The 9,396-nt window shown below is 55.3% G+C and carries 6 protein-coding genes and 1 pseudogene; 5 read left to right on the top strand and 2 right to left on the bottom strand.

All coding sequences use genetic code 11. The features are described from left to right. Positions 1-1,077 carry a ribosome small subunit-dependent GTPase A gene (rsgA, locus tag QQK63_RS16585; RefSeq protein WP_277823732.1) on the top strand — a complete coding sequence of 359 codons (1,077 nt, stop codon included), beginning with the start codon at positions 1-3 and terminating at the stop codon, positions 1,075-1,077. 52 nt (positions 1,078-1,129) lie between these two features. Here rsgA and QQK63_RS16590 read toward each other — a convergent pair whose 3' ends face one another. Next, entirely contained in the window at positions 1,130-1,966 is an 837-nt protein-coding gene (locus QQK63_RS16590; RefSeq protein ID WP_277823730.1) for a protein NO VEIN domain-containing protein, read from the bottom strand. Positions 1,967-3,433: 1,467 nt separating this feature from the next. Between QQK63_RS16590 and QQK63_RS16595 the strand changes: the two genes are divergently transcribed. Then, complete coding sequence (locus tag QQK63_RS16595; RefSeq protein WP_277823728.1) at positions 3,434-4,267, top strand: GGDEF domain-containing protein; 834 nt, start codon at positions 3,434-3,436, stop codon at positions 4,265-4,267. 15 nt (positions 4,268-4,282) lie between these two features. On the opposite strand, the gene QQK63_RS16600 is transcribed toward QQK63_RS16595, so the two are convergent. Next, a complete protein-coding gene (locus QQK63_RS16600; protein ID WP_277823727.1) occupies positions 4,283-5,017 on the bottom strand; it encodes a GGDEF domain-containing protein in 735 nt (244 codons plus the stop codon). A 324-nt stretch (positions 5,018-5,341) separates the two neighbouring features. On the opposite strand from QQK63_RS16600, the gene QQK63_RS16605 reads away from it, so the two are divergent. The 3 genes and pseudogenes from QQK63_RS16605 (at position 5,342) to QQK63_RS16615 (ending at position 8,926) form a co-directional block, all read left to right on the top strand. Next, positions 5,342-7,924 (top strand): bifunctional diguanylate cyclase/phosphodiesterase, encoded by a 2,583-nt coding sequence (locus QQK63_RS16605; RefSeq protein ID WP_277823725.1) that lies wholly within the window; start codon positions 5,342-5,344, stop codon positions 7,922-7,924. A 79-nt stretch (positions 7,925-8,003) separates the two neighbouring features. After that, a pseudogene (locus QQK63_RS16610) lies at positions 8,004-8,237 on the top strand (transposase); the annotation flags it as partial. A 356-nt stretch (positions 8,238-8,593) separates the two neighbouring features. Further along, positions 8,594-8,926, top strand: coding sequence for an H-NS histone family protein (locus tag QQK63_RS16615; protein ID WP_277823723.1), 333 nt, complete (start codon positions 8,594-8,596; stop codon positions 8,924-8,926). Positions 8,927-9,396: the final 470 nt, after the last annotated feature.

A 9,396-nucleotide genomic window follows, 5' to 3' on the forward strand; every position in this document is an offset into this window, starting at 1 on the left:
ATGGTCCGCGACTACTCCGCCTTCCTGCCAGGTGGCACTCCGGCGCGCCGCGAGCCCAGGGCGCTTGAACGCCTCGGTTGGGGCCCGGCCTTCGCGCAACAGATCGACGCCGATGCGCTGACCGCGACGCCCCCAGTACGCGTTGTCGCCGTGCATCGCAGCGGGTTGCAGGTTGCGGGAGACGGGATTGACGAGACCATCCCGCCTGGGCCGGAGGCAACCGTGGGCGACTGGCTGCTTTACAACTGCGCGCGCCCGCGCTCGAGCCGCGTACTGGACCGAAAAAGCCTGATCAAACGCCGCGCGCCGGGCACGAGCCGAGAAGTGCAGCTGATCGCGGCGAATATCGACACCGTATTCGTCGTCACCTCCTGCAACCAGGATTTAAACGTGGCGCGGCTGGAGCGCTACGTCGCGCTGGCGTTTGATGCCGGGATCGAGCCGGTGATCGTGCTGAGCAAGGCGGACCTTGCCGAAGATCCCGCGCCCTATGTCGAAGAGGCGCGGAAGGTATCGGACCGCGTGCCCGTGGTGGCGCTGGACGCCCGCGGTGACGAGCCGGCGGCGGCGCTGGCCGACTGGTGCAGGCCTGGCCGGACGGTCGCCTTCCTCGGCTCCTCCGGCGTCGGCAAGTCCACCCTGACGAACGCCCTGCTCGGCGCGCAGGCCATCGCGACCCAGGGCATCCGCGAGGACGACGCCAAGGGCCGGCACACCACGACCCGGCGCGAGCTGCACGCGACCCCCGGCGGCTGTCTCGTGCTCGACACGCCCGGCATTCGCGAGTTGCAGCTGACCGACGCCGCCGCGGGCATCGCCGATGTCTTCGAGGATATCGAGGCGCTTGCCGCAACCTGCCGCTTCACCGACTGCCAACACGAGACCGAGCCGGGCTGCGCCATCCTGGCCGCGATCGACGACGGCAGCCTCGACTCCGCGCTGCTCGCCCGCTGGCGCAAGCTGCAGGCCGAGGACGCCTTCAACTCCGCCAGCCTCGCGGAACGCCGCGAGAAGGACCGCGCCTTCGGCAAGCTCGTCCGCAGCGCAGTGACGGCGAAATCCCGGTCGAAAGAGTGATCTCACGCGGCAAACGCACGATCCGCTATGCACTGGTCTGTTCGACTGGGCCTCAGTGAAAGCTCGCCTGAAAGGTCGTCGCAGTCAGCGAGACATGCGCTTCCAGAGGCGGGCGCAGCTCGAAAGCCTTCGGCTCGCGCGCGAAGTGCCATAGGCGGAACAGGGACCATTCCGAGTGCCGCTCCTGGGAAACAGCCAGCTCGTTTCGGCTGATGTCGAAGGGAGTGCGCTCCCAGCCGTTTGTCGTCTTGACCTCGATAAGGCGCGGACGGCCGTCCGGCGCGAAGCTGGCGATATCGTAGCCGGCACCATCACCATCTTCCTCTGACACCCAGCGCACCTTACGCGCCAGATCGTCCCGTCCTGCCGAGCGAAGAGAAGCCCGTTCATGCGTCAGCACACGTTCCTCGCCCGCGCGGCCGAGGGCCCGGTTGCGCTCGTCCCGGCCCGCCACGTCGAACTTGCGCGCGATGTGTAGCATCTGTTCCAACTCCTGCGGCTGCGGCTGGTTCGACAGCGTCGGCGGCGACCCGATCCAGATCTGCGCCGCCTCGTGCAGGCCAGCGGCGGATTGCAGCCCCGATTGGCGCCCAAGCCAGGCCGGGTTCAGCGCCAGCCACCGCGCCACGGCATCCACCAAGGTCATCTGGAAATTGAACGCGGGCTTGTAGCCGGGGATCCAGTCTTCACCCAGCCCCTTCAGCACGGCGCTGATGTTCTGGTGTTTGAACTCGATTGATCCTTCGGAGCGATCGTTCAACAACGGCAGAAGCCCGCGCCGGTGCTCGGCCTTGTTGCACGAGCGACCAGAGACGTCATCGGCCAGCATCGCGAAGTAATCCGCGACGATCAGGTCGTTCTCTTGATCTGACCAGGCCCCTTTTGACATTGTGCCAGGTTAGGGGCGGAAACTGCGTTTGTCACCAAAGGCTCCGCGCAACCCTACGAATTAAAGCGCAACAGAACGCCGCCTTCGGATGTCTCTGTTCGCGCCGAGAGCAGATGAACCCGCTTCAAATGCGGCGCAGTTCGATTTCCGTTCTGGTTTGGACGCTATCGGCCGGGCACAGGGTTGGCGGCGGCGCATGGAGGCCGGTGGGTTCGCCACCATTTAGGAACTGACCCAGGCCGTTGGACTGGCGGAACGGCATGTCAGCCGACAGCTGCGGCTGGCCTATCTGGCGCCGGAGGTGCTGAAGCGGTTGACCTGCGGGCGGGAGGCGTCGGCGTTCAGCCTGTACGAGCTGTGCTTTCTGGCTGGTGAGGCTTGGGGGGAGCAAGTGGAGCACTCCGTCGGCAACGCATCGGCTAAAACGACGTGATCGGCCCAAAGCGGACATTCGGACCTTGTCTAACTCTTTTGCGACATGACGCTAGAGCGTACGTGGCCTCGTCGTTCATATCGCCAAAAGAAATCCAGCAGCGTTGTTTCTTGACTGCGAGGAGAGCACCTCCCAACAAGATGATCCTTTCTACAAAGTCATCAGAGTGTAACCCTGTACCCCCCAGCATTGCACCGCGACAAACTCTAGCGCCATCTGAACCACTGAACCGCCGAGAATGCAGGGGCAACCAGACGAGCGCGCCAGATTAGTTGACATCGCCAAAAGCCGTCGTATTCTGAACTGATCGATGAATCTAGATAGGCGTCGCCTAGGTACTAGTTACGCACGTCAGTTATCTTATTATAGCGATTGCTGCTTGTATGCGGGCGGAACAAACACCGGTAGATGTTTAGCGCGCAGGCGACAAGTTTTAATAATATGCTGCCCATTCGCGAATTTATGTCAAGAGGGCGTCTGATATCGTACTGAATGTTGCAAAAGCATTGAATGCTAGAAGTTTCTTGCTCCGTCACTTTGCAAGATCCTCTCTAGCGTGCGGTATTTTTCTAGTTGTTTTAATTTTTTATTCCTCAACCGGGCATAATCACGCAGCATTCAGTATTCAGTCAAAAATTCTGCTCTGCCTGCTATTTGTATTTGTGTGTTTTGCGCCAATATATCGAAGTGGCCGTTCGTGGCGCGCTGCCGGAGCGGCGCTATTAGTATATTTGTTAATATCATTCATGTCGCTTCCCAGTTCCAACATGAGCGTTGCGCTATTTGTCGACGTTCATATTTTTCACGAGGCGACAGCGCGATCTGGCACCGGTACTCGTCTACTTATCCTTGCTCTTTTTCTCCCCCTGTTCCTCCATTTGAATGCTGGCGCGCAGATTCTGAGACATAAGCCGATAACGCTCCTTCAGAGAAATGTTACGTCTCCTCTCGTGATAGCGATATCTACTGCAAACCTTCTTTCTTACTCAACGTTTGGAGGGATAATTGACGTCAATTTAAGCCCGCCCACTGCCATGTCACTTCTTTTCATCTCCGCAGCGGCCGCTGTGCGAAGTTCATTTTATCGGCCCTATCGTTATATATACTTCTATAGAGAATTCGCGCTTTTCGATATTATTTCTTTAATAATGATCTTTGCGCTTCCATCGGTTCTGTACTACGCATCGCTCTTGTTTTTTCGTGCAAGTTTTCTTTTCAGCTTTTTCCCCACAATCATACTAAGCGCCTACATTTTCTATCTTTTGGGGTCAAATTATACTACCTTTTTAGCTGGATTGCGCAGGCGCAGTTCAAAACAAAATCGATTGGCTGAATGGGCGTCGAAACACGACTTGAGAACAGGATTGTTTAACAGAAGCGCTTTTGACGAAATATCGGCCTCTCACAAAAGCAATTCAATATCAGCCATCCTAATGGTCGACATTGATCGTTTCAAGGCTGTGAATGATAACTACGGTCACTTCGTTGGCGATGCCGTGATCGAAAATGTTTCGCGTATAATTCAGCGCAGCGTGCGTTCGAGTGATATTTGTGTGCGTTGGGGTGGAGAAGAGTATTTGGTGCTTCTTGATAATTGCACACGCGAAAATGCTCAGGTTGTCGCGGAGAAAATTAGGTCCTCTGTTGAAGCCTCGAATACAAGAGAGCTGCCAGCGGTTACGGTGAGTATTGGGGGAGCAATGCGACACAACATGGACCTCAATTTTGATGAAGTGGCGCGGGAGGCGGATAGAAACCTTTACATCGCGAAGCGCGCTGGAAGAAACAGGGTTTCTTTCGGCGGGGCTGAACTAGCTCCTACACGGTCTGACGTGTTAGATCATGGGAACAACGCTCGGTACCACTAGGTATCGTGCAATATCCTAAGCTGTGGGCGGCATCTCTTGCACTTCAAGACGGGCCTTTCCGCTTCGTTTTGCCTTATACAGGGCTGAGTCTGCAGAACGAAACGCAACAGCAAGATCGCCTCCTTTTGGAATTTCACAGGCGCCGATGGAAACAGTCACTGATAGGTTTTGTGGTCCTATTTCAGATTTAAATGGGAATGGGCGCAGTAGGGCAGTTTTAATATAGCCTATATTAGATATTCTGGTGTTTCTGAGCAGAATGCCAAACTCTTCGCCGCCAAGTCGCCCCACAAGATCGTCCACGCGCAGGGTCCGAGCAAGAATATAGCCAACGCTACGGAGGCATTCATCGCCAACTTCATGACCCCATGTATCGTTGATGGCCTTGAAATTATCTATATCGAGAACGAGCAAGACCGCGTATGCATCCTTTTCCACGATTTCGGCGCAACTTTTCATAAAAAATCGTCTATTGGGAAGATTGGTTAAATGGTCAAATCGCGAAAGTCTGACGAGCGACTTCTGAAGACCAGCCTGTTTGATAAGGATTAGAAAGAACGAAGCAACAAACGGCCCACCAACGATCAATCCATTCAGAATAAGATACTGAAGTGATAATTTGGGCCCCATATTAGAGATGCGGTTAAAGGCAACATTGAAAATTATAATGAGGCCCAAAAATATCATAACCTTAAATACAAGATCTACTCGGCTTCTTGGAGATATCCACTTGTAAAATTTATGCCACATGTCTTCCTGAGTTACGCGATTGAGTCAGGATCGTGTCGGGTATCTTATCCTGAGCGCCGAATTCGATTAATGCTAATGGTTGAGTTTGCTCGTCAATCGGTTTGGGTCAAGCATATTTGCTCTTACTTGCTTCAGTTTTTTCGGATGCCGCCGTCGGCGCGTCGTTTCGCACCTGGAAAAATGTTCGTCATTGACGCTGGGTTGCTTGAGCCATTCCCTTGATCTCTAATAATTATCAATATGTTGGCATCCAATCTCGGCTCTCAACTACAACTTGCCGCATGTTCATATTGCAGATAGCCTCTCGCGAACGAGGGTCAGACCATGATGAATAGCTTAAGAGCTGCCGCTTTTCTCAGCTTGGTGGTGGGCAGCATTTCGGGCCTCGCCGTCGGGATTTACCAATTCCAGCGGATATTCGCAGCCAACGTCGCGGAAGTGCGGCGCGACGCCCTGCTTGCTGTCGATACCGTCGAGCTGTTGGTCCAGAATATGCGCCTTGCGGCTACGACCGTTGCAGCAAATATTGATCCTGATGATCTCGCCGGCAGCGCAGAAGTGTTCTGGCAGTCTGTGAAGCAGGAGTGGCCTAGTCTTAGGACGATGCTCGTCATCGACCCATCCGGTGTGATCGTTGCAGATCTTGGCCGGGACGGCGCGGCGGTAGGAACGGATGTTTCGTTTCGGGACTATTTCTTGGAAGTGATCTCGGGGCGCGAAGCCGTTTACTATGTGGATGCGCCGATCATCTCGACTTTCGACGACCGATGGGTTCTGCCGGTCAGCGCCCCCGTATTGGATGAAAACCTCGGTGTACAAGGCGTCGTAACCGCGAGCGTTGCGGAAAGTTATTTCGATCCTACCGGGTGGCAAAGCCTCGGACAGGGTAGCCAAGTTTATCTGGTGTCAATGGAGACGGGTGGTGTAGCCGCCCTCCAGCCTGATATGCCCTTGCTCCCGTCTGGCGAGAGCGCTGACGCCGCAGTTTTGGAGGCAATGAGGGGATCGGGGGGGCGATTGGCTATCCCGGGTCAGACAGCCTTCGGAAGCGTCACTAGCTTCGGCAGTCTTGGCGTCATTGTTTCGCGGCCATCCATGGCCATTAGGCACTTAGCGATCAGATCCGGAGCGATCAGCGGACTTCTTGTTGCAGCCGCCGCCGCCTTTTTGGCGATAGCTATTCTCCGCGGAAAGATGGTTCTGGATCGAGTGCGGCGCGATGCTGCGAGACTGACCGAGTTGCAGCAGCACCAGCGCCTTGCAACAGCTGCTGGTGGTGTTGGGATTTGGGTTGTCGATGTCCGAAAGGGAACCGTGGTCTGGGATGACCTGATGTTCCAGCAATTCGGCGTCGATCGCGCGAACTTCGGCGGCACACTTCAGGATGTGAGTGCATGGCTGCACCCTGACGATGTCGAAGCGGTGATGTCCAAGTTCGAGGCTGCGTTGAAGACAGGCACGGACTTCGAAAACCAATATCGTATCGTAACACCAGCTGGTGAAGAACGCATGATGCGGTCACGGGCGACCATAACGATTGGCCAGGACGGTAAGCCGGAAAGAGCCATCGGCGTCAATGTCGACGTAACGCAAGAGGTTTCCAACGAGCGGTCCCTTAGAACAGCGTTGGAGCGGATTGAGTGGGATGCTTCCCATGATCAGCTCACTGGTGTCGGAAACAGACGTGGATTTGCTAAACATGTGGAGGAGCTGGCTCGAAGCCAGGTCGCCGAAGCTGAGATGGCGGTCGTGTTGCTCGACATCGATCAATTCAAACTGATCAACGACGTATACGGCCATGTGGGAGGAGATCATCTTCTTTCGGCGGTTGCCGCAAATATCAGGTCGATCTTGCTGCCAGAAGACTTTTTGGGACGCCTTGGAGGAGACGAATTTGTTGTTATCCTTTACGGGCCACAGATCCGAGAGCGTGCTATAGAGCTCAGCGACCGTATTTTGGAAGTATCCAGGCAATCTGTATTTTTTGGCGACAAAGTCATTCGATACACTTCTAGCGTTGGGATTTCTGTTGGACCCTTGTCAGCAGCCAATAGGATTCTCGAGGATGCCGATATCGCCCTGTACGAGGCGAAGACTGCCGGGCGAAATCAGGCGCAAATCTTTAACAAGGAAATGCGCCTCAGAACGGAAAACAAGAAGCGTCTTGCCGACGATCTCTCCGTTGCCGTTGAGAATGGGCAGATCGGTATCCGGCTGCAACCACAGATTTGCGCTCACACTGGCGCTCTGGCAGGTGTAGAGGCCCTTGTGCGTTGGTGGCATCCAGTTCGGGGCGAACTTTCCCCGATCGAATTCCTACCTCTCGCGAGCGAAATCGGCGTGATGGCAGATATCGATGCGGTTGTCATGGCTGAGGCCTTAAAGGCGGCAACAAGTCTTGCAGATCGCGGTATCGTCTTCCCAAGGCTTTCGCTGAACGTGAGTTTGGAGCGCCTTATAGCCCCCAGCCTTGTCTCTGATGTTGAAGCGATCTCAAGCTTTGATGGACGTATCATATTCGAGCTTCTGGAGGTCACGGACTTTAGCGTAGCAAATAGCGACGTATTCGACCGGATTAATCGCTTGCGTGACTTGGGCGTTCAGTTTGCTGTTGATGACTTTGGATCTGGACACGCATCACTTACGACGCTCTTAGCGCTGGAGCCGGACTACGTGAAAATCGACAAACGGCTTGTGATTGAAGGTATCCGCGACGGCCAAAAGCCCTCGCCATACCTGACAACCATCATCGAGCTATGCCAACGCATGAAGATATCGATAGTCGCCGAAGGCGTGGAGACCCAGGAAAGTGCCAACGCTCTGACGATGTTGGGCGTGGAGTTTTTGCAGGGCTACCATTTCGGTCATCCGCTCACCTTGGATGAGTTTTACGCATGGAAGCAGTAGGCTGAAGTTAGGGTCAGGCCCCATAAACTGGCTTGAGGCTCCACGGGCTGTATGACTCAAGCTCCCAAAGAGAGGGGGCATGATCATCGGGTATTTCTGGTTGACCGACGCGCAGATGGACCGGCTGCGGCCGTTCTTTCCGAAGTCCAGAGGCATGCCGCGGGTGGATGACCGGCGGGAACTAAGCGGGATACTCTACATTCAGGAGAACGGGTTGCAGTAGAAGGACGCGCCGGCCGGTTATGGGCCGCCGAAGACGCTCTGCAACCGGTTCGTGCGCTGGTCGCGCATAGGCGTGTTCGCCAGGATCTTTGCCGTGACGATGTGCCCCCAACTTCTCTTTCTTCGGCACCGTCATCGACCGTTTAACTCATCCAGAAATCGACGCCACAGACGCAGAGTAGGCCTATACAGCATTAGCTGGTCCTCCCTTGAGTGATATGTAGCGCATCTTTTCGCCCCGAGTTTCCGAAGTGAAGACACCGGCGAAGAGTGGCAAAAAGGATGAAAATATAGGTCTAACGCTCCTGAAGTATACTTTGCAGCAACGCTTAAGAAGCCATTTTTTTGTGTTGACGCCTGTTGCGTCATCAATGCAAGAGACTATTGGATTTTTCTTAAAATAAGCTTAAAGATCCATTCATAAATTAGCATCAGAGGAGAGAGTAATTGTCTCAGCCCAATCTTGATACTATGTCGCTTGCCGAACTCCAAGATCTTCAGAAGAAGATCGCTGTCGCAATTCATACCTTTGAACAGCGTAGAATTGCTGAGGCTCGTGCCAAGCTTGAAGCAACGGCTCGCGAGCTTGGTGTAAGCTTAGAAGACATCATGGGCGGCAGTGCTAAAGGCAAGACCAAGGGTAGGTCTGGCCCAACAGGAGCCCCGAAATTCCGTCATCCGGAAAATCCGGCATTGACTTGGACGGGCCGTGGCCGTCGTCCTACGTGGTTCATAGAGGTCGTAGAGGCGGGCATCAGTGAAGAGTCGATGAAAGTTTGATTGCTGCTGGAATTTGTGCGCCACTCCCCAACCCGTGGACAGACTTCCGTGTAATTTAAGCTACTGACTGCACCTGCTAATCGGTTCCAATGCGTTTACCGTTGGCCACGGCGGGCGGATGTCCGCCATGGCCAACGCAGGGACAACGCCCCCTGAGTCGTGATAACCTGCCCCCGTCGGCAAGACCGAAGAAGGGTGGGCACGGTGGACAGGAGGTAGTCCCATGTCCGCCGAACTTCTTCCCGTCCTCCGTCCGACCCGAGTTCCCTGGAACAAGGTAACCGCCCGGTTGGCACCGCCTGCCGGATTTCAGCGTGAGGCTCTAAGACACGTGCATAACGATGTCGTTTGCGACGTCTCTTATGTGCGGAGGGGCTATGCGGGGCGAGGTTCTGGGTGTTGAGCGCCGCCGGCGTTGGGACGACGAGGCAAAGCTGGCGATCGTGAGCGCGGTTGGGATCGGCGGCGCG

Source organism: Roseicyclus marinus (assembly GCF_030163795.1).
GTDB lineage: Bacteria > Pseudomonadota > Alphaproteobacteria > Rhodobacterales > Rhodobacteraceae > Roseicyclus > Roseicyclus marinus.

Excerpts from the sequence above, each read along its gene's own strand:
- rsgA (WP_277823732.1), top strand. The coding sequence starts at position 1 with ATGGTCCGCGACTACTCCGCCTTCCTGCCAGGTGGCACTCCGGCGCGC.
- QQK63_RS16590 (WP_277823730.1), bottom strand. The coding sequence starts at position 1,966 with ATGTCAAAAGGGGCCTGGTCAGATCAAGAGAACGACCTGATCGTCGCG.
- QQK63_RS16595 (WP_277823728.1), top strand. The coding sequence starts at position 3,434 with ATGTCACTTCTTTTCATCTCCGCAGCGGCCGCTGTGCGAAGTTCATTT.
- QQK63_RS16600 (WP_277823727.1), bottom strand. The coding sequence starts at position 5,017 with ATGTGGCATAAATTTTACAAGTGGATATCTCCAAGAAGCCGAGTAGAT.
- QQK63_RS16605 (WP_277823725.1), top strand. The coding sequence starts at position 5,342 with ATGATGAATAGCTTAAGAGCTGCCGCTTTTCTCAGCTTGGTGGTGGGC.